The sequence below is a fragment of the Pseudomonas sp. R11-23-07 genome (assembly GCF_003852295.1).
Lineage (GTDB): Bacteria > Pseudomonadota > Gammaproteobacteria > Pseudomonadales > Pseudomonadaceae > Aquipseudomonas.
Genome location: NZ_CP027761.1, coordinates 3,327,302 through 3,345,089, shown reverse-complemented (window position 1 = coordinate 3,345,089; position 17,788 = coordinate 3,327,302). Strand labels below are relative to the sequence as shown.

16 protein-coding genes are annotated in these 17,788 nt (G+C 63.0%); 10 read left to right on the top strand and 6 right to left on the bottom strand.

What is annotated here, in order from left to right; all coding sequences use genetic code 11:
- The first annotated feature begins 3 nt into the window (after positions 1-3).
- From C4J84_RS15265 to C4J84_RS15225, 9 genes are all read left to right on the top strand, one after another.
- Complete coding sequence (locus C4J84_RS15265) at positions 4-330, top strand: acyl-CoA dehydrogenase (RefSeq protein ID WP_124435656.1); 327 nt, start codon at positions 4-6, stop codon at positions 328-330.
- Complete coding sequence (locus C4J84_RS15260) at positions 330-1,763, top strand: LLM class flavin-dependent oxidoreductase (RefSeq protein WP_124435655.1); 1,434 nt, start codon at positions 330-332, stop codon at positions 1,761-1,763. Before C4J84_RS15265 ends, C4J84_RS15260 begins: the two co-directional genes overlap by 1 nt.
- Positions 1,764-1,875: 112 nt before the next feature.
- Positions 1,876-2,724: an AMP-binding protein gene (locus C4J84_RS15255; protein WP_124435654.1), complete on the top strand. Its 849-nt coding sequence runs from the start codon at positions 1,876-1,878 to the stop codon at positions 2,722-2,724.
- Positions 2,721-3,491, top strand: coding sequence for an ABC transporter ATP-binding protein (locus tag C4J84_RS15250; protein WP_124435653.1), 771 nt, complete (start codon positions 2,721-2,723; stop codon positions 3,489-3,491). Before C4J84_RS15255 ends, C4J84_RS15250 begins: the two co-directional genes overlap by 4 nt.
- Complete coding sequence (locus C4J84_RS15245) at positions 3,491-4,372, top strand: branched-chain amino acid ABC transporter permease (protein ID WP_124404562.1); 882 nt, start codon at positions 3,491-3,493, stop codon at positions 4,370-4,372. The genes C4J84_RS15250 and C4J84_RS15245 overlap by 1 nt, the downstream gene beginning before the upstream one ends.
- A 4-nt stretch (positions 4,373-4,376) precedes the next feature.
- The gene (locus C4J84_RS15240) at positions 4,377-5,426 is read left to right on the top strand and encodes a branched-chain amino acid ABC transporter permease (protein ID WP_124435652.1); all 1,050 of its coding nucleotides are present in this window, start codon (positions 4,377-4,379) and stop codon (positions 5,424-5,426) included.
- Between the two features lie 21 nt (positions 5,427-5,447).
- The gene (locus C4J84_RS15235) at positions 5,448-6,788 is read left to right on the top strand and encodes an ABC transporter substrate-binding protein (protein ID WP_124435651.1); all 1,341 of its coding nucleotides are present in this window, start codon (positions 5,448-5,450) and stop codon (positions 6,786-6,788) included.
- Positions 6,789-6,791: 3 nt separating this feature from the next.
- Positions 6,792-7,559: an ABC transporter ATP-binding protein gene (locus C4J84_RS15230; RefSeq protein WP_124367440.1), complete on the top strand. Its 768-nt coding sequence runs from the start codon at positions 6,792-6,794 to the stop codon at positions 7,557-7,559.
- Between the two features lie 12 nt (positions 7,560-7,571).
- Entirely contained in the window at positions 7,572-8,966 is a 1,395-nt protein-coding gene (locus C4J84_RS15225; protein WP_124435650.1) for an FAD/NAD(P)-binding protein, read from the top strand.
- A gap of 103 nt (positions 8,967-9,069) precedes the next feature.
- On the opposite strand, the gene C4J84_RS15220 is transcribed toward C4J84_RS15225, so the two are convergent.
- From C4J84_RS15220 to C4J84_RS15205, 4 genes are read right to left on the bottom strand one after another with little or no spacing between them, the layout of a single operon-like run.
- Positions 9,070-10,314 (bottom strand): efflux RND transporter periplasmic adaptor subunit, encoded by a 1,245-nt coding sequence (locus C4J84_RS15220; protein ID WP_124435649.1) that lies wholly within the window; start codon positions 10,312-10,314, stop codon positions 9,070-9,072.
- Positions 10,304-11,782, bottom strand: a complete 1,479-nt coding sequence (locus C4J84_RS15215; RefSeq protein ID WP_124435648.1) for a TolC family protein — start codon at positions 11,780-11,782, stop codon at positions 10,304-10,306. Before C4J84_RS15215 ends, C4J84_RS15220 begins: the two co-directional genes overlap by 11 nt.
- A complete protein-coding gene (locus tag C4J84_RS15210) occupies positions 11,775-12,974 on the bottom strand; it encodes an ABC transporter permease (RefSeq protein ID WP_124371084.1) in 1,200 nt (399 codons plus the stop codon). Before C4J84_RS15210 ends, C4J84_RS15215 begins: the two co-directional genes overlap by 8 nt.
- Positions 12,971-13,678 carry an ABC transporter ATP-binding protein gene (locus C4J84_RS15205; RefSeq protein ID WP_124367435.1) on the bottom strand — a complete coding sequence of 236 codons (708 nt, stop codon included), beginning with the start codon at positions 13,676-13,678 and terminating at the stop codon, positions 12,971-12,973. The genes C4J84_RS15210 and C4J84_RS15205 overlap by 4 nt, the downstream gene beginning before the upstream one ends.
- Before the next feature lie 352 nt (positions 13,679-14,030).
- On the opposite strand from C4J84_RS15205, the gene C4J84_RS15200 reads away from it, so the two are divergent.
- The gene (locus C4J84_RS15200; RefSeq protein ID WP_124367434.1) at positions 14,031-14,783 is read left to right on the top strand and encodes a TetR/AcrR family transcriptional regulator; all 753 of its coding nucleotides are present in this window, start codon (positions 14,031-14,033) and stop codon (positions 14,781-14,783) included.
- Between the two features lie 166 nt (positions 14,784-14,949).
- Here the strand turns inward: C4J84_RS15200 and C4J84_RS15195 are convergent, their stop codons facing one another.
- Entirely contained in the window at positions 14,950-16,011 is a 1,062-nt protein-coding gene (locus C4J84_RS15195; protein ID WP_124363311.1) for an FUSC family protein, read from the bottom strand.
- Between the two features lie 153 nt (positions 16,012-16,164).
- Positions 16,165-17,781 carry an NADP-dependent glyceraldehyde-3-phosphate dehydrogenase gene (locus C4J84_RS15190; protein ID WP_124435647.1) on the bottom strand — a complete coding sequence of 539 codons (1,617 nt, stop codon included), beginning with the start codon at positions 17,779-17,781 and terminating at the stop codon, positions 16,165-16,167.
- Positions 17,782-17,788: the final 7 nt, after the last annotated feature.

Genomic DNA, 17,788 nt, shown 5'->3' with positions numbered 1-17,788 from the left:
CCCATGACCGCACTGAATCAGGCGCGCCAACTGATGGAAAGTACCCGACGTTTTGTCGCAAAAAGTGATGACCCTTACGTGATCAGCCGCTTCGGTGATTTGCAGATTCGCGTCGACGTGGCCGCCGCTTTGTTTGAACGCGCCGAAACCCATCCGAGCCCGGTCGCCTTGGCCGAAGCGCAAATTGCGGCTGCCGAAGCCCTCATCGTCGCCAGTAATGCCGAATTCGAACTGACCGGCCAACGCACCGCGCTGCCACCCACACTCGATGACCCGCTGCGTTGGAAATACCAGATTGTCGGCAACTACCACCTCAACGGAGTGCTTTGATGTCCCGTGAAATCCGCTTGAATGCCTTCGACATGAACTGTGTCGGCCACCAATCCCCCGGCCTGTGGGCGCACCCGCGTGACCGCTCGTGGCAATACAAAGACCTGGAATACTGGACCGATCTGGCGAAGATCCTTGAGCGCGGCAAGTTCGACGGCCTGTTTATCGCCGACGTGCTGGGCATCTATGACGTGTACAACGGCAACGGCGACGCGGCGATCCGCCAGGCGACCCAGGTGCCGGTCAACGACCCGTTGTCGCTGATCGCACCGATGGCGCTGGTCACCGAGCACTTGGGTTTCGGCCTCACGGCGTCATTGTCGTTCGAGCATCCGTATCCGTTCGCCCGCAGGCTTTCCACCCTCGATCACCTGACCAAGGGCCGCATCGGCTGGAACATCGTCACCTCCTACCTGGAAAGCGGCGCCAAGAACCTCGGCCAGAAGGCCCAGACCGAACACGACGCACGTTATGACTACGCCGAGGAATACCTGGAAGTTTGCTACAAACTCTGGGAAGGCAGCTGGGAAGAGGGCGCCGTGCTGCGTGACCGCGAACGCCGGATTTTCAGCGACCCCAGCAAAATCCACGAAATCCGCCACGTCGGCAAACACTTCCAGGTACCCGGCATTCACCTGTGCGAGCCGTCGCCGCAACGCACGCCAGTGCTCTACCAGGCCGGGGCATCCAGCCGTGGCAAGCAGTTCGCCGCCGAACAGGCCGAGTGCGTGTTCGTGGCCGCGCCGTCCAAGGTGCTGCTGAAAAAGACCGTGGCCGATATTCGCCGGCGCGCGACCGAGGCCGGGCGTGATCCGCGCAAAATCCTGATCTTCAACCTGCAGACGGTGATCGTCGGCGAGACTGACGCGCAGGCCAAGTCCAAGTTCGACGACTACAAGTCCTATGTCAGCTACGAAGGCGCGATGGCGCTGATCTCTGGCTGGACCGGTATCGATTTCAGCCGGTTCAGGCCCGATGAGCCGCTCAAGCATGTGCAGACCAACGCCATCCAGTCGGCGGTGGAAGCCTTCTCCACGGCGGATCCGAACAAGGTCTGGACGCCGAATGAACTGGCCGACTGGGTCGGCATCGGCGGCTTTGGCCCGCTGTTTGTCGGCGGGCCGCAGACGGTGGCGGACCTGCTCCAGGAATGGGTGGAAGAGACCGATGTGGACGGCTTCAACCTGGCCTATGCGCTGACCCACGAAACCTTCATCGACGCGGTGGATTTGTTGGTGCCGGAGTTGCAGAAGCGCGGGGTGTACAAGACCGAATACGCCCAGGGCACCTTGCGCGAGAAGTTGTTTGGCGAGGGGCCGAGGTTGGGCGCCAATCACCCCGGCGCCGGCTACCGCGACATCTCTACCCTACACAAAACCAATGTGGGAGGGGGCTTGCTCCCGATAGCAGTGGGCCAGTCAAAGGTGGTTTAACTGAACCACCGCCATCGGGAGCAAGCCCCCTCCCACATTTTGTTCTTCTTTGTTTGATAGAACCCAGCCAGCGGACCACCGCACGCCCACCCCTAATAGGAGCATCACCCCTATGAGCGTGCCCGAACCCAAAGCCGCCCTGGAACGCCTGCACCACTGGGCACAGCTCACGCCGTTGCACATCGCCCTGCGCCACAAGCGCCAGGGCCAATGGCATGCCTGGCGCTGGATCGACGCGTTGCGCGACGTCGAACGCGTGGCTGACGGCTTGCGCCAGCAGGGCTTCAGCGAACAGTCGCGGCTGGCGCTCAGCGGCGCATTTGAGCCGAACCTATTGTTGCTGGCGCTGGCCGCCCAGTCGGTGGGCGGGCAGGTGCTGACGCTGGCCGACAGCCTGGAGCCCCAGGCCTTGCAGCAACAGCTGTGGCGCATTCGCCCCAGCCACGCCTACGTGCAGGGTCGCCAACCCGATTGGGAGTTCACCCAACGGTTGGACTTCGCCCAGTTGCTTGGCCCCGTGGACCCCGCGCAACGCATCAGCCGCTGGTGGCACCCCACTGGCGAAACCCTGCTGTGGAGCGAAGAGGGCACCCACTGGCAAGGTGGCCTCGCGGTGGTGTTGGAACAATGGCTGAACAGCGGCCACGGCCTGGCCTTCCCGGAGACCCTGGCCTCGGCGCGGCGCGACCGCAGCGAAGTTGCCCCCACCGGTCTGCTGCTGTCGCCCGAACGCTTGCAGCACCTGGCCGACGACATCGAAAACCGCCTTGCCCCACGCGGCATCTGGCGTCGACGCCTGTGTGACTGGGCCATCGCCCATCCGCAAAGCGGCCTGCGCCGGTTGCTGAAGAATCGTGTGCGCACGCTGCTGGGCTTCCAGCGCCTGGGCTACATCTGGCAACCGCTTAAAGCCACTGCCGAGCCTACCTGGCTGGCCGAATTCAAACGGGACATTGCATGAGCCAGGCCATTCTCCAGGTGCGTGATATTTCGCTGTCGTTCAAAGGCGTCAAGGCCATCAACGCGTTGTCTTTCGAGGTGCGGCGCGGTGAGATCTGCGCGTTGATCGGCCCTAACGGCGCCGGTAAAAGCTCGTTGCTCAATGTGCTCAATGGTGTGTATCGCTTCGATGCCGGCGAGATCCTGTTCGAGGCGCAACGCTTGCATCGCATCGACCCGCTGGGCGCTGCACGCAGAGGCATTGGCCGTACGTTCCAGAACAATGCGCTGTTCAAGAAAATGAGCGTGCTGGACAACCTCCTCACCGGCCTGTCGCGGCATATGCGCAGCACCTTCATCGAGCAGGCCCTCGGCTTGCCCCGCGCGCGGCGAGAAGCCGAAGCGTTCCGTGAGCGCGCCCAGGGCATCCTGGACTTCCTGGAGTTGCAAGCCCATCGCGAGGTGCTGGTGGGCAACCTGTCCTATGGCTTGCAAAAGCGCGTGGAACTGGGCCGGGCGTTGATCGCCGGGCCCCGTCTGTTGTTGCTGGATGAGCCCATGGCCGGGATGAACGCCGAGGAAAAACAGGAAATGGCGCGCTTCGTCGCCGACGTGAACCGCGACCTGGGCACCACCGTGGTGTTGATCGAGCACGACATGGGCGTGGTGATGGGCCTGTCCGACCATGTAGTGGTGCTCGACTACGGGCGCAAGGTCGGCGACGGCACACCCGCCGAGGTGCAGGCCAATCCCGAGGTGATTGCGGCCTACCTGGGAGTGACACATTGATGACCTTCTTCTTTGAAACCCTGCTCGGCGGCCTGCTCGCCGGCACCTTGTATTCGCTGGTCGCCATCGGCTTCGTGCTGATCTACAAGGCCAGCGGCGTGTTCAACTTTGCCCAGGGCGCGATGCTGCTGTTTGCCGCGCTGACATTCGTCAGCCTGCATGACCAGGGCGTACCGTTTGCCTTGGCGTTGCTGCTGACGGTGATCGTGATGGTCGTCGGCGCCTTGCTCATCGAACGCCTGGTGCTGCGGCCGCTGGTGAACCGTTCGCAGATCACCCTGTTCATGGCCACCCTGGGCCTTTCGTTCATCATCGAGGGCCTGGCGCAAGGCTTGATGGGCTCGCAGGTGCGCGCGCTGGACCTGGGCATCGACGACGTGCCGCTGTTCGTCGGCCCGCTGATGCTCAGCCAGTTCGACCTGATCGCTGCGGCCACCGCCGTGGTGCTGGTGACGGTGCTCGCGCTGCTGTTCAACAAGACCCGTATCGGTGTGTCGTTGCGCGCGGTGGCGGATGACACCACGGCGGCGCTGTCCATCGGCATCAACCTCAACCGCATCTGGCAGATCGTCTGGGCAGTGGCCGGCATCGTCGGGCTGGTGGCCGGGCTGTTGTGGGGCGCGCGCCAGGGCGTGCAGTTCTCCTTGTCGCTGGTGGTGCTCAAGGCCTTGCCGGTGCTGATCATCGGCGGCTTCACCTCGATTGGCGGGGCGATTGTCGGCGGGCTGATTGTCGGCGCATCGGAGAACCTCGCCGAGGTGTATATCGGCCCGTGGATCGGCGGCGGCATCACGCCGTGGTTTGCCTATGTCGTGGCCCTGGCCTTTTTGTATATCCGTCCCGCCGGCCTGTTTGGCGAGCGCGCCATCGAGCGAGTCTGAAGCCATGTCGACCTCTGTTGCACAACCCACCGCGCCGCTGCTGCTGGTGCCGCGTCGCTTGCCCTGGGGCCTGTTCGCCTGGCTGGCGCTGGCGTTTATCGCGGTACCGCTGTGGGGCAATGATTATTGGCTCAATGCGATTCTGGTGCCCTTCCTGGTGCTGTCGCTGGCCGGGCTGGGCCTGAACCTGCTCACCGGTTACACCGGGCAGACATCGGTCGGCGCGGCGGGCTTCATGGCGGTCGGGGCCTTCGCCACCTACGGTTTTCTGCTGCGCCTGCCGGAGTTGGGCTTGCCGGTGGCGTTGCTCGGCGGCGGGATTATCAGCGCGCTGGTGGGCCTGTTGTTCGGCCTGCCCAGCTCGCGGATCAAGGGCTTTTACCTGATGGTGACGACGTTGGCGGCGCAGTTTTTCCTTGAATGGTTGTTCGTCAAATTCCCCTGGCTCTATAACTACGGCTCTTCCGGGACCATTTCCGCCCCGCAGCTGACGCTGTTCGGCCACGACCTCAATACCCCGTTGGGCCGCTACTGGCTGACCCTGGTCACGGTGCTGCTGTTGACCTGGACCGCCGTCAACCTGGTGCGCAGCCAAGTGGGGCGCAACTGGATGGCGATCCGCGACATGGACACCGCCGCCGCCGTGGTCGGCATCCCGGTGGTGCGCTACAAGCGCCTGGCGTTCGCGGTCAGCTCGTTTTACTTAGGCGTAGCCGGTGCGCTGTGGGCCTTCGCCTACCTGGGCACGGCCAGCGCCAGCAGTTTCGATATCAACCGCTCGTTCCAGATCCTGTTCATCATCATTATCGGTGGCATGGGCAGCATCGCCGGCAACTTCGTGGGCGCGGCCTTTATCAGCTTGCTGCCGATCCTGCTCAGCCACGCCGGGCAGGCGCTGTTCGGCGGCGCGGTGGATGCGGGGCAGTTGCAGAACCTGCAGAAAATCATCTTTGGCGTGTTGATCATCGTGTTCCTGATCAAGGAGCCCGAGGGCCTGATTCGCCTGTTGCACAACCTGCGTGAGCGTCTGCGGCACTGGCCGCTGCGCTTCTAACCCTCCCTCAAGAGAATTTCCATGCGTGCATCCCTGAAACGTTCCCTGGTCGGCAGCGCATTCGCGCTGGCGGCCTTGGCTGGCGCCGTGCCCCAGGCCTGGGCTTCGCCCGACCAGCAATTCATTCCCCTGGCCACCTACCGGGTCGGCGCCTATGCCTCCAGCGGCGTGCAGGTGTGGGCCGGGATGATCGACTACCTGCGCTATATCAATGAAGTCGAAGGCGGCATCAACGGCGTGAAGCTGGTGTGGCAGGAGTGCGAGACCGAATGGACGGCGGAGAAGGGCATCGAGTGCTACGAGCGCTTCAAGAATGGCCTGGACGGCGCGCCGGTCGCGGTGTACCAGCCCAACGGCGCGCCGGCGGCCTACGCCCTCAGCGAACGGGCGGAAGTGGACAAGATCCCGCTGATCACCTTGGGTTACGGGCGCACCGAAGCCACCGATGGCACGGTATTTCCCTACAACTTTCCGGTGATGCTGACCTTCTACAGCGAGGCCTCGACCCTGGTGAACTACATCGCCGAGCGCGAAGGCGGCTTTGACAAACTCAAGGGCAAGAAGATCGCCACGGTCTATCACGACTCGGCCTACGGTCGCGAAACCCTCGGCCCATTGAAGCTGCTTGCCGAAAAGTACGGCTTTGAAAATATCCAGATCCCGGTGGCCGACCCCGGCAACGAGCAGTCGGCGCAGTGGCGTCAGGTCCGCCAGGCCAATCCGGATTGGGTATTCCTGCGCACCTGGGGCGTGTCGACCCCGGTGGCAGTGAAGACGGCGGCGCGCTTCGGCTTCCCGGTCGACCATATCATCGGCGATATCTGGGCCAGTTCCAGCGAAGACGTGTTACCCGCCGGTGTTGCCGCCAAAGGCTACCTGGCGCTTACGCCGTACCCGGCAGGCAGCGACTTCGAGATCCACAAACGCCTCAAGCAATACGTCCTCGACAAGGGCCACAGCGACCTCAAGGACCTGAAAAACTTCGGCAGTGTTTACTACAACTCAGGCCTGGTGAACGCCGCTGTGGCGGTGGAGGCGATCCGCACGGGCCAGGCCCGCTTCGGCAAGCGCCCGCTCAATGGCGAAGAGGGCCGCTGGGGCCTGGAACACCTGAATATCGACGATGCGCGCCTCAAAGACATGGGCTACCTGGGCCTGATGCAGAACCTCAAGCTGTCCTGCCGCGACCACGAGGGCGGCGGCTCGGCGCGGGTGCAGCAGTGGGACGGTGCCAACTGGGCGCTGATCAGCGACTGGATCGCCGCTGACCGTGCGCTGTTGCGTCCGCTGATCGATGAAAAATCCGCTGCGTTCGCCAAGGAAAAACACCTGACGCCACGCACCTGCACCGGGGATGAATAAACCATGAATCAGCCTGCCATCGAGCCAGGGCGCCCGGCGTTGCTGACGGTCGACGACATCGAGGTGATCTATGACGGTGCGATCCTGGCGGTGGCCGGGGTGTCGCTGAGTGTGCCCAAGGGCGCCATCGTTGCGTTGCTCGGCGCCAATGGCGCCGGCAAGAGCACCACCCTCAAGGCCATTTCCGGGTTGGTGCGGGCCGAGCGCGCCGAAGTCAGCCGTGGCCGCATCGAATACGCCGGCCACGACCTGGCAGGCGTAGACCCCAGCCAGCGCGTGCGCCAGGGCATGGTGCATGTGCTGGAAGGCCGCCATGTGTTCGGCCAGCTCACGGTGGAAGACAACCTGCGCAGCGGCGGTTTTGTGCGGCGCTTGAGTCGCAAGGAGCTGGCCAGCGACCTGGAGCGCATCTACACCTGGTTCCCCAGGCTCAAGACCAAGCGCCACACCCGCGCAGGGCTGACCTCCGGGGGCGAGCAGCAGATGGTCGCCATTGGCCGGGCGTTGATGACCCGTCCTGCGTTGGTGCTGCTCGACGAGCCATCGATGGGGTTGGCACCGATGATCGTGCAGGAGATCTTCGCGATCATTGCCCAGCTCAACCGCGACGAGCAGGTGAGCTTTCTGATCGCCGAGCAGAATATCAATGTTGCGCTCACCTATGCGTCCCACGGGTACGTGTTGGATACTGGGCGGGTGGTGTTGAGTGGCAGTGCCGCCGAGCTGTTGGCACGGGGTGATTTGCATGACATTTATCTGGGTAAACGCTAAGGGCGAACGTGCATGAGTGAATCCATCCGCAACGCTGATGTACTGATCGTCGGCGGCGGCCTGAGCGGCACGATGCTGGCGGTGCAGTTGCTGCGCCTGCCAGGCCGGCGGCGCATCCTGGTGATTGAGCCGCGCGCTGAACTGGGGCGGGGCGAGGCCTATAGTGCGGTCGAGCTGGGCCACACCTTGAACGGCAATGCGGCGCGCATGAGTGTCGACCCGGACAATGCCGATGACCTGACCCAATGGCTCACCGCCTACATTGGCGCCGGGGGGTGGCCGGAATCGGCCCAACAGCCCGTGCCCATCAGCGAACTGTTCCCGCCACGGGGGATTTTTGGTCTGTACGCGCAGCAGCGCCTGGCTGAGGCCAAGGCGCTGTCGGCTTCCACGGTCGAGCATGTCCGTGCAGAGGTGGTCGACTTACAGGTTGAGGCTGCCGGCACCTTGGTGTCCCTGGATAACGGCGGACGCCTGCGTGGCACCTTTGCGGTATTGGCCACCGGCATGTTCCCGGCGGCCCGCACGCCGCAGACCGAATCCAGCGGACTGAACGCTGCGGCGCTGGACCCGTGGGACGTACAGGCCATGACCCAGCTCGACCCGCATGCGACCGTGCTGATCATCGGCTCCGGGCTGACCATGGTGGATGCCGTGGTGTCCCTGGAACACGCCGGGCACCGTGGGCCGATCGAGGTGTTCTCGCGCCATGGTCTGTTGCCCCATGTGCGCCGCCAGCCGCCGGGCTGGGACGACTTTCTTGGCGCTGATTACGGGCTGCGCAGCCCTCGGCAACTGGTGCGTGAGGTGCGGCGGCAATGCCACATCGCGCTTGAGCAGGACGTCGATTGGCAGGCGCCGCTGGACACGGTGCGGGTGCACATCGCAAGGCTGTGGAGCCAGGCCAGCGACCGCGAGAAACGCCAGTTCGTGCGGCATGTGCGGCCGTGGTGGGAAAGCCATCACCACCGTTCGCCGCCGTTGAGTGCGCAGTTGGTGGAACGCTTGCATGCAGAAGGACGCCTGCAGATTCACGCGGCGTCGTTCAAGGGGCTGGTGCCTTCGGCCAGCGGTGTGGCGATTCGCCTGCGCCATCGCGGTGAGCAGGCGCTCACCCAGGTACACGGAGCGGCGCTGATCAACTCCAGCGGCATCGAATACGACTGGCGCCGCGTAGCCAGGCCGTTGCCGCAACAACTGCTCAAGCGCGGGTTGATCCAGCCGGGGCCGTTGGCGCTGGGGATTGCGGCGGATGTGTCCGGTGCGGTGCTCGATGCTCAGGGCCAGGTGAGCGGGCGGCTGTTCGCCATGGGCCCGCCATTGCGCGGGATGTGGTGGGAAAGCACGGCGGTCACCGATGTAGCGATCCAGGCCAAAGCACTGGCCTTGAAACTGACCCAAATCTAAATGTGGGAGGGGGCTTGCCCCCGATGAGGGTATATCAGCCACTGCACCTGTGACTGACCCATCGCCATCGGGGGCAAGCCCCCTCCCACATTTGGAACTACATTTATTTTGAGATTTTCACCAGTCCGGGCTTGAGGCCGAACACCTCAACCCCTTGAGCAGTCGATTGCCCGGTCGTCACCTTCACCCGCTCCACCGGTTTATCCATCGCCTCGCGGTATTCCACGGTCATGTCCGCCTGGATCGCCTCGCTCGGCACCACAATCGCCTGCGCATTGTTGTAAGTCACAATGGTCAACCGCGCGCTCATCCCCAGCCGCACCCGCTGCAATTGCTGCGGCGTGAGCCTGGGGATCGACAAGGTCACCGCAAACTGCGCGCTGCCCTGGCTGTCGTTGGCGATCGCCAGGCCGCTGACCACGCTTACCGAACCCGTCAGCCGCTCACCGTCAAACCCATCGCCCATGACTTCCACCGCTTGCCCTTGATGCAGTTGGTTGATGTCCAGTTCAGAGACCTTCGCGACGATTTTCAAACGCTCGATATTGGCCAGGCCGAACAGCACCTGGCCCTGGCTGACCTTGCTGCCGGCTTGTACCGGTGCGTTGTTAGTGCTGCCGCCCTGGGACGAGGTGCTGATGCCGGGCGCGGGCACCACGATGCCGGAGAAGGGCGCCTTGACCTCCTTGCCTTCGAGCAGGGTGTGCAGGGCGTCATATTTGACCGTGGCGTTGGTCAGCTCCATATCGGCGATCTGCCGGTATACGCCCTTGCCCTGCTCCAGCGCCTGTTGCAGTTCACTGCGCGCCGCTGTCAGGTCCAGCTGTTGCTGCTGGGTCTGTTGCTTGAGGTCGTCGAGCTCGTTGCGCGGGATGATGCCGCGCTTGAACAGGTTTTCGCTTTCAGTGAGTTTGCGCTGGGTATTGCCGGCAGTCATTTCTGCGGTGCGCAGGCTGCGCCGGGCCCGGCTGACGGCGGCGCTGCTGTCCCAGTCCTGCATTTCCTGCACGGTGCGCCGGGCCTTGAGCTGGGCCGAAAGGGCTTCGCGCAGTTGCACTTCTAAGGTGGCCGGGTCCATGCGCAACAGCACCTGGCCGGCCTCGACGCGTTGGCCTTGCTCGACCAGGTTGGCCAAGACATTGCCGTCGAACGGCGCGGTGAGCGTAACGGTGGTGTCGGGTTCGATCTTGCCCACCAGGCCGATCTGGTGCACCAGCGGGTCGGGCTTCACCGCCAGCCATTGTTCACGGGTGGCCGGCCCTTCGGCCGGGCTGCGCAGGGCGAGCCCCGCCGCTGCCAGCAGCACGATCAACCCAGCACCCAGCAGGCGTTTGCGATTAATAGTCATTGAGGGCGATTTCCCAGCTTTCCAGGGTCATGCCCAGCGTCAAGTCAAGCTGGGTCTGAGCGTTCAAATAAGCGATCAGCGCATTGAGGCGCGCGTTTTCGGCGTTGCGCAGGTCAGTCTCGAAGCTCAGCACCTGAAAGTTGGTGGAGCGCCCGGCGCTGAGTTTTTCCCGTTCGATCTCGATCTTGCGCCGCGACAGCTCCACGGCGCGCTGGGAGATTTCATATTGGCGCCAACGGGTGCCGAGGTCGCGCACCACGTCGTTGACGTTGCGTTCCAGTTCCTGGCGGGCGTCGGTGATGCGAATTTCCTGGTCCTCGACATTCACCCGCGCGCGTACTTCTGCCTGGCGCGTGCTGATGTCACCGATGGGGATCTGCACCTGTACCCCGGCGTAGCTGTCCCAGGTGCGGTTATTGGTACGGCCGTTATCGTTATCGTAGGCGTCGCGCACCTGATTCGCACCGGCCACCAGGTCCACTTGCCAACGCCCGGAGTCCTTGGCGATCACCAGGTTCAGGTCGGCTTGCTGGCTGCCCAGCAGCGCGGCGAGGTATTCCGGTTGCTGGGTTTGCGCGAGGTTGAACGCCTGGCGCCTGTCTATTTCCATGGGCCTGGCCTCCAGGGCTTCGGTGGCGCGAATCGGCGTGGACAGGTCCAGGGCCAGCAGGCGCAGCAGGGCCAGGCGACTGGTATCCAGTTGGTTCTGCGCTTCTTCGACGCCCAATTGCTGGGTGGCGATGTCGGCTTCGGTCTGCACGATTTCGAACTCGGCCATGCGCCCGGCGCTGATCAATGCCTTGTTCACCTCCAGCAGGGTGTTGGAACGCTTGAGCGCGTCCTGGACGATCACCTGTTGTTCCTGGGCCCGCAGCAGCTCGCGGTAAGTCGCGATGATCTGGCTGATGGTTTGCGCCACGGTAGCCTTGAGGTTGAGACGGTTGGCCTGTTCCGCCAGGCGCGACAGGCGCAACGGCGCCGTGGTGGCGTCCCAGCCGGCGCCGCGCATCAGCGGCTGGATGACGGCCAGGTCAAGGCCGTCGCTGCGGTAACGGCCGGCACGGTCAGCGTTGTTCAATTGCTGGGTCCAGGCCATGCTCAAACGGGTGCCGTATTCGCCGAGCAGGCTGGTGGACGGTGCGAGGTTGGCGTTGCGCGCGCTGTCCTGGGAACCGCGTGTGCCACGGTAATAACTGTTGAGGGTGAGCTTGGGGTTGAACACGTCTTCGGCGACCCGCAGGTCGAACTTCTGCGCGACCCGCTGCAGGTAAGCGCTGCGGATCGCCGGGTTGTTGCGCAGGCCCAGGTACACGGCGTCGCCCAGGGTCAAGGTCGTCACCTGGGCGTTCAGCGATACGCCGCGGTCATAGCCGCTGCGGGTGCTGCTGGGCGCCGAGGGTTTGACCACCACGTCGGCCGCCATGCCAGGCAGGCTGACCAGCGCCAGCAGCAATAGCCCTTTATTCATCGCGCAAGGCCTCCACCGGTTGCAACCGTGAGGCCGAGACCGCCGGGTAGATGCCAAAGAACAGACCCACCAGCAACGTACTGCCGACGCCCAGGGGCAGGGCGGCCACCGCCAGGGAAAATGCCCAGCCCGACAGCCACGCGTAGAACCAGGCGGCGGTCATGCCCAATACCGCGCCGCACAACGCGCCGACGGCGGTCAAGCTGACGGCTTCGAGCAGGAACAGGTTGCGGATATCCCGCTGGCGCGCGCCCAGGGCCATGCGGATGCCGATCTCACGGCGCCGCTCAGATACGTTCATCAGCATCACATTCATCACCCCGACACCGCCGCCCACCAGCGAAATCGCGCCGAGGGCCAACAGCAGATAGGCGAAGGTGCGGCTTTGGCGGGTCATGCCATCGATCATTTGCTGGGGCACGGTGATGTCGACCGTGTGCTCGGTCAATTGCGGTTGCAGCGCGGCGGCGGCGTCCCGCGCCACACGTTCCATGTCTTGTCCAGGCTGGGCGCGGATGATCACATTGTTGATCTGCGGGCTGGCGAGGATACGCCGCATGCCCTCGACGGGAATGAACAGCGATTCATTGGCTTGTACCGGCATCAGCATCGCGCGGGGCTGGTTGTGCAGGATGCCGATGATCAGGAACAGGTAGTCGTTGATGCGCACGCGGTCGCCCAGTTTGAGCGGCTCACCGGGTGCGCCGAGCGCCTGGGCGACCTGGTCACCGATCACCCCATAGGTTTCATTGGCATCGAAGGCGGACAGGAAACGCCCCTCGCGCAGCGCCAGGCGCATAGCGGCGTGCACATCGGGGGTGCTGCCGACGAAGTTGGCATTGGCGCTGCGGCCATGGAACACGATGGGCCCGCTGAACAGGCTGAGCGCGCCGATATGGGCGATGCCCGGCACAGCCTGGCGCACCGGTTCCAGGTCGATCTGGCTGCGCATCGCTACGTTGCTGGTGCCTTTGGGCGGGAACTGGACGACCAGGGTGTCGGTGCCCATGTCCTTGAAAATCATCGCGGCGTCGGTCGCGGCGTTATGGCCGATATTGATCAACGCCACCACCGATGAACTGCCGATCACGATACCCAGCAGGGCCAGCACCGAGCGTTTGCCCAGGGTGCGCAGGCTGATGAACGCTTCATGCAGCAGTTGGCTCAGGCTCTGCTCGACCCGCAGGCTCATCGGCGCTGGTCCTCGTGCACTACGCCGTTGCGCACCCGGATCTTGCGCTCCAGCCGCTCGGCGATCTGCGCGTCGTGGGTGACGATGATCAGCGTTACCTGTTGCTCGCGATTGAGGGTGAGGAGCAGGTCCATGATGTCTTGGGCGGTGCTGCTGTCGAGGTTGCCGGTGGGTTCGTCGGCAAGGATGACCGAGGGCTTGCCGACCAGCGCCCGCGCGATGGCCACGCGCTGGCGTTGACCACCGGAGAGGTCGGCGGGGCGATGGTGGGCGCGCTCGGCCAGGCCGACTTGCTCGAGCATGCGCAAGGCCTGCTCCACCGATTCATGGCGAGATACGCCACGATAACTGAGGGGGAGTGCGACGTTGTCGAGGGCGCTGAGGCGCGGCAGCAGGTTGAAGCTCTGGAACACGAAACCGATCTGCTGGTTACGGATCGCCGCCAGTTCATCCGCCGTGGCGTTGAAAATGTCATGGCCGGCGAAGTGGTACTGGCCACAGTTGGGCAAGTCCAACAGGCCGAGGATATTGAGCAGGGTGCTTTTGCCGGAGCCGGATGCGCCGAGGATGCCGCAGCTGTCACCGCTGGCGATGGACAGGCACACGTCATTCAGAATCGACAGCTGTTGCCCGGCAAGCTGATAGCTTTTGCCGATGCCTTGCAGGGAAATCAAGCTGGGGTGCGCGGGGGTCTCGGTCATCATGACTACGCCTGCAGTCTCGACGGTCTTGGGTGGCCCTGCAAATCTTTGTAACAAGTTTGCGGGGCTGCCGATGCCGTCACCGACTAGTTTAATTTCTTGTTTTTAAAAAATTGTTTGAATAGTAACCGCGTTCAATCCGCTTCGCCAGCTATGGATGTAGAGCGGTTTGCTGCGTTGAGACGACGTTTGCGCAGGCCTCGCGAAGGGTTGAAAATTCGTTGGCGGCCATGAATATTCGCGCATGCAAGGCTTTTGCTCATATGGCACCGTGTCATTACTTGCATTCGAACGAAGGCCCCGGTATAAAAAATCAAATTATTTTTTAAAACAATATTTCCCCCGTGGAACCCTTATGGCCGCGAAGAAGCTCAGCGCTCCAAACATTACCAAGACTCGACTGCTGGATGCGACAGAGGCGCTCTTTATTAAGTACGGATATGACGCGGTTTTATTACGGCAGATTACCGAGCGCGCCCAGGTCAACCTGGCTGCGGTGAACTATCACTTCGGGGACAAGGACTCCCTGATGAAAACCCTGCTGATGCAGCGCCTGGAGCCGCTCAACGAGCAGCGCCTGGAATTGCTGGCGCGTTGCGAGGCCGAATCCGATGGCCCGCTGGACTGCGACACGCTGCTCGGCGTGCTGTTCGCCCCGGCCATGGGCCTGGAACGCAGCGATCCAGCCAGTGGGGAAGGGCGTTCCTTCATCCGTTTTCTCGGTCGGGTGTACAGCGACACCTCGCCGTTTATCCAGGAATACCTCAAGGTGCATTACCAGCCGGTGTTCCAGCGTTTCTTCGAGGCGTTCGCCCTGGCATTGCCGGATTTGCCACGCAATGAACTGGGCGTGCGCCTGCAATTCGCGCTCAAGGCGATTTCCGGGGTAATGGCCGGCACTGAATTGCGCCTGTTGATGAACTCCATGAGCCTCGGGCGCCCGGCGACGGATGCCGAAGTGATGGCCAAGTTGATCACCCTGGTATCGGCGGCCATTCGTGTGCCGCAGCAGAGCGCTGAGGCCGAAACGGCCTTGGCCAAAGTGCTGGAGACCCAGCGGGCGATTCGTGAGCAGGCAACAACGCCTGCCGGCAAGGTTGCGCGCTAGGTCAAATCCAGGGCAAAAAAAAGCCCGCTGGGGCGGCGGGCTTGATATGCAACGTTTGTAACGGATGAGGCTTCACACTACGTCTCGGCTTGTGAATAAAACGTGAAAAATATGTAAGAGAAAGTGTGAATACGTTAATGCGAGCAAATTTACCCAAAGGCCTTCTCTAAATTTTCCAGCGAGGGGCACTTTTCGCCAGCCGCTGGCGCATCTGATCCACGTTATCCGCCAGTTGTACGGTCAACAATCGATAACCATCCAGCGCACTGTATACGGGTGCATCCAGTGTGGTTTGGGTGCCGCTGGCGGTATGGGGGCGTTGCAGACGCTCCGTAACGCCCGATTTCAACGCCCGTGCCATTCCCACCAACTGCACCCGAATCTGCCGATGCTCGGCCTTGAGCATCACGCGCATCCGCGCGGTAGCTTGCTCATCACGCGGGTCCGGTCGGGTATTGCCAAGAATCTCCAGGGTGCTGATGCACATGCGCAGGTGCCGCTGGAGTTTATCCAGCTCGGTCATGGAAATTCGCACTTCCTTGGACACCGACGGCATCAGCGAGCGCAGTTGCAGCATGGCCGCGTTCAAGCGGTTGAGGAGTTTGAGGTGTTCGTCATCGGTGACCGATTGGCCATTGATGATCCGGCTGTAGATCGCTGCACAATCGCGCAAGGCACTGGCCAGGTTGTAGCGCCACGAGTACACCGCGTACAACGGCAGGGCGAAGGAAAACGCCAGGGCCAGCGCGATGCCGATCAGGATGTCGACGGTGCGCCACAACCCATCCGAGATCGGGTTGTCGCCGTGCCCGGCCACGATGAACACCGTGATCGCCGACAGCAGCGCGATATAGCCGCCCTTGCCGATGGCGTGGTAGGAAAAGAACCCACACACCGCCGACATCAATAAGTAGGTGAGCAGCGGCATACCCAGCCAGGCATGTTGCACCACCACCAACAAGCCGACGCTGGCCCCGATCAACGTACCGTAGGCGCGCTCCACGGCTTTCTTGCCGATATTGCCGTGGTGCTGCAACCCGCCGATCACGATCAGCATGGTCACCGACGCCCACTCACCATGGGGCAGGTTGATGCCGGTGGTCAGCAGGATCGTCGCCAGCAAGCCGATGGACACGCGTACCGCGTGGATCAGCTTGGCATGGCGATAGCGGCGGTACGGGTCGAGCACAGGGCGCAGCAGGCGCCGGGCGAGCATAGGCAGGTTCATCGGTAGTAAAGGGGCCTCATCCATCAGGGTAAACTCGGTCAAACAATGTGGGAGGGGGCTTGCCCCCGATGACGGTGTGTCAGCTAACAGACTCTTTACTGATCCACCGCCATCGGGGGCAAGCCCCCTCCCACATTCAGATCGGCGTTGTGCTTAGAAAATGTAGTCGGTGCTGATGAAGCTCGAGTCACGGTTGCGCAGGATATCGCTGAGCAACGCCTTGTTGCTCTCCTGGAACTTGGTCGCGACCAAGGTGCGGATCGAGAACACACGCAGCGCGTCATGTACCGACAACGTGCCCTCGGCCGAGTTCTTGCGCCCGTTGAAGGGGAAGGTGTCCGGCCCGCGTTGGCACTGGGCGTTGATATTGATCCGGCCGACCTGGTTGGCGAAGGTATCCACCAGGCGTCCGACCTCGACGGGGTTGGTACCGAAAATGCTCAACTGCTGGCCGAAATCAGAGTCCAGCACGTAATCGATCACGGTATCCAGGTCACGGTAGGGCACGATCGGCACGACGGGGCCGAATTGTTCTTCATGGTACACGCGCATCTGCGGGCTCACCGGGTATAGCACCGCCGGGTAGAAGAACGACCCACGGCTGCTGCCACCTTCGGCGTTGACAACCTTGGCGCCGTGCCGCTCCGCATCGGCCACCAGTTCGTTGAGATAATCCACCTTGCCCACTTCTGGCAGCGGCGTCAGCGCTACGCCATCGTCCCAAGGCATACCGGGCTTGAGCGTCGCTAGCTTGGCGTTGAACTTCTCGATAAAGCTATCGACCACATCCGCGTGCACAAACAGGATTTTCAACGCGGTGCAGCGTTGGCCGTTGAACGACAGCGAGCCGGTGAGCGCTTCGCTGACCGCGTTATCAAGGTCGACCTCGGGCAGCACGATGCCGGGGTTTTTCGCATCCAGGCCCAATGCGGCGCGCAGGCGGTGGGGTTTTGGATGCAGTTTTTTCAGGTCGCTGGCGGCTTTGTTGGTGCCGATGAAGGCAAAGATATCGATCTTGCCACTGGCCATCAGCGCGCTGACGGTTTCGCGGCCGCTGCCGTAGATCACGTTGATCACCCCGGCCGGGAAGCTGTCGCGGAACGCTTCCAGCAACGGGCGGATCAACAGCACGCCGAGCTTGGCCGGCTTGAACACCACGGTATTGCCCATGATCAGCGCCGGGATCAGCGTGGTGAAGGTCTCGTTGAGCGGGTAGTTATAAGGCCCCATGCACAGCGCCACGCCCAGCGGTACGCGGCGGATTTGCCCCAGGGTGTCCTGTTCCAGTTCGAAGCGGCTGCTGCGCCGGTCGAGTTCCTTGAGGGCGTTGATGGTGTCGGTGATGTAGTCACAGGTGCGGTCGAACTCTTTCTGCGAGTCCTTGAGGTTCTTGCCGATCTCCCACATCAGCAGCTTGACCACCGCGTCGCGCTGTTCGCGCATGCGCCGCAGGAAGGCTTCCACATGCTGGATGCGCTCGGCCACGCGCAAAGTCGGCCATTCACCCTGGCCCCGGTCGTACGCGCGCACGGCTGCGTCGAGGGCGGTGAGGGCGGTCTCGGCGTCCAGAAGCGGGGTACTGCCGATGTGCACGCGTTCATCGCCAAGTTGCACCGGGCTTTGGATGCGCGCCAACGGGCCATTCCACACCCGCAACTGGCCGTCGACCAGGTAATCACGCTGTTCAATCGGCGCGCCCAGGCGAAATGGCTCGGGAATGTCGGCGGTGGAGGCGGGAAACAACTGGGCGAGCAGGTTACTGGTGGTCATGGCGCTA

Excerpts from the sequence above, each read along its gene's own strand:
- C4J84_RS15265 (WP_124435656.1), top strand. The coding sequence starts at position 4 with ATGACCGCACTGAATCAGGCGCGCCAACTGATGGAAAGTACCCGACGT.
- C4J84_RS15260 (WP_124435655.1), top strand. The coding sequence starts at position 330 with ATGTCCCGTGAAATCCGCTTGAATGCCTTCGACATGAACTGTGTCGGC.
- C4J84_RS15255 (WP_124435654.1), top strand. The coding sequence starts at position 1,876 with ATGAGCGTGCCCGAACCCAAAGCCGCCCTGGAACGCCTGCACCACTGG.
- C4J84_RS15250 (WP_124435653.1), top strand. The coding sequence starts at position 2,721 with ATGAGCCAGGCCATTCTCCAGGTGCGTGATATTTCGCTGTCGTTCAAA.
- C4J84_RS15245 (WP_124404562.1), top strand. The coding sequence starts at position 3,491 with ATGACCTTCTTCTTTGAAACCCTGCTCGGCGGCCTGCTCGCCGGCACC.
- C4J84_RS15240 (WP_124435652.1), top strand. The coding sequence starts at position 4,377 with ATGTCGACCTCTGTTGCACAACCCACCGCGCCGCTGCTGCTGGTGCCG.
- C4J84_RS15235 (WP_124435651.1), top strand. The coding sequence starts at position 5,448 with ATGCGTGCATCCCTGAAACGTTCCCTGGTCGGCAGCGCATTCGCGCTG.
- C4J84_RS15230 (WP_124367440.1), top strand. The coding sequence starts at position 6,792 with ATGAATCAGCCTGCCATCGAGCCAGGGCGCCCGGCGTTGCTGACGGTC.
- C4J84_RS15225 (WP_124435650.1), top strand. The coding sequence starts at position 7,572 with ATGAGTGAATCCATCCGCAACGCTGATGTACTGATCGTCGGCGGCGGC.
- C4J84_RS15220 (WP_124435649.1), bottom strand. The coding sequence starts at position 10,314 with ATGACTATTAATCGCAAACGCCTGCTGGGTGCTGGGTTGATCGTGCTG.
- C4J84_RS15215 (WP_124435648.1), bottom strand. The coding sequence starts at position 11,782 with ATGAATAAAGGGCTATTGCTGCTGGCGCTGGTCAGCCTGCCTGGCATG.
- C4J84_RS15210 (WP_124371084.1), bottom strand. The coding sequence starts at position 12,974 with ATGAGCCTGCGGGTCGAGCAGAGCCTGAGCCAACTGCTGCATGAAGCG.
- C4J84_RS15205 (WP_124367435.1), bottom strand. The coding sequence starts at position 13,678 with ATGATGACCGAGACCCCCGCGCACCCCAGCTTGATTTCCCTGCAAGGC.
- C4J84_RS15200 (WP_124367434.1), top strand. The coding sequence starts at position 14,031 with ATGGCCGCGAAGAAGCTCAGCGCTCCAAACATTACCAAGACTCGACTG.
- C4J84_RS15195 (WP_124363311.1), bottom strand. The coding sequence starts at position 16,011 with ATGAACCTGCCTATGCTCGCCCGGCGCCTGCTGCGCCCTGTGCTCGAC.
- C4J84_RS15190 (WP_124435647.1), bottom strand. The coding sequence starts at position 17,781 with ATGACCACCAGTAACCTGCTCGCCCAGTTGTTTCCCGCCTCCACCGCC.